1 protein-coding gene is annotated in these 1,064 nt (G+C 69.6%); it reads right to left on the bottom strand.

From position 1 onward, the window contains the following. Positions 1-1,064: acyl-CoA dehydrogenase family protein (locus ACIPQB_RS26095; protein ID WP_446488160.1), on the bottom strand; the 1,064-nt coding region annotated here is incomplete at both ends.

The raw sequence follows: 1,064 nt of genomic DNA, 5'->3' as shown, positions 1-1,064 counted from the left end.
AACATCTCGCGGGCGATGATCACCCGCATGATCTCGTTGGTCCCTTCCAGGATCTGGTGGACCCGCAGGTCGCGGACGATGCGCTCCAGCGGGTAGTCCTGCAGGTAGCCGTAGCCGCCGTGCAGCTGCAAGGCGTCGTTGGCGACCTGGAAGCCGGCGTCGGTGGCGAAGCGCTTGGCCATGGCGCACAGCTTGGTGGCGGCGGGGTCCTTGCGGTCCAGGGCGGCGGCGGCGTTGCGGACCATCAGCCGGGCGGCCTCCAGTTCGGTGGCCATGTCGGCCAGCTTGAACTGCAGGGCCTGGAAGTCCTTCAGCGGCCGGCCGAACTGGCTGCGGGTCTCCAGATAGGCCTTGGCGGTGTCGAGCGCGAAGGCCGCCCCGCCCAGCGAGCAGGAGGCGATGTTCAGCCGCCCGCCGTCCAGGCCCATCATCGCAAAGCGGAAGCCCTCGCCCTCGTCGCCGATGCGGTTGGCGGCGCTCACGCGGCAGTCGTCGAAGTTCACCGCCGCGGTCGGCTGCGACTTCCAGCCCATCTTGCGCTCCTGGGCCCCGAACGACAGGCCCGCGGTCCCAGTCTCGACCACGAAGGCCGAGATCCCCTTGGCCCCGTCGCCGCCGGTCCGGGCCATGACCACATAGAGGTCCGACACCCCGCCGCCGGAGATGAAGGCCTTGGAACCGTTCAGCACATAGTGGTCGCCGTCGCGCCGCGCCGTGGTGCGCAGATTGGCCGCGTCGGAGCCTGCGCCCGGCTCGGTCAGGCCATAGCTGGCGATCAGGTCCATGGTGGTCAGCCGCGGCAGGTAGCGGCGGCGCAGGTCGCCCGAGCCGAAGCGGTCGATCATCCACGAGGCCATGTTGTGGATGGTCAGATAGGCCGCTGACGAGACGTCGCCGTAGCTCAAGGCCTCGAAGATGATCGAGGCGTCCAGGCGCGACAGGCCCGAGCCGCCGACGTCCTCCTGCACATAGACCCCGGCGAATCCCAGGGCCGCGGCCTCGCGCAGCGCCTCGACGGGGAAATGCTTGGTCTCGTCCCAATGGGCCGCATGCGGGGCAAGGCG

Source organism: Caulobacter sp. LARHSG274 (genome assembly GCF_052871235.1).
This window is presented reverse-complemented; position numbering and strand designations above follow the sequence as displayed.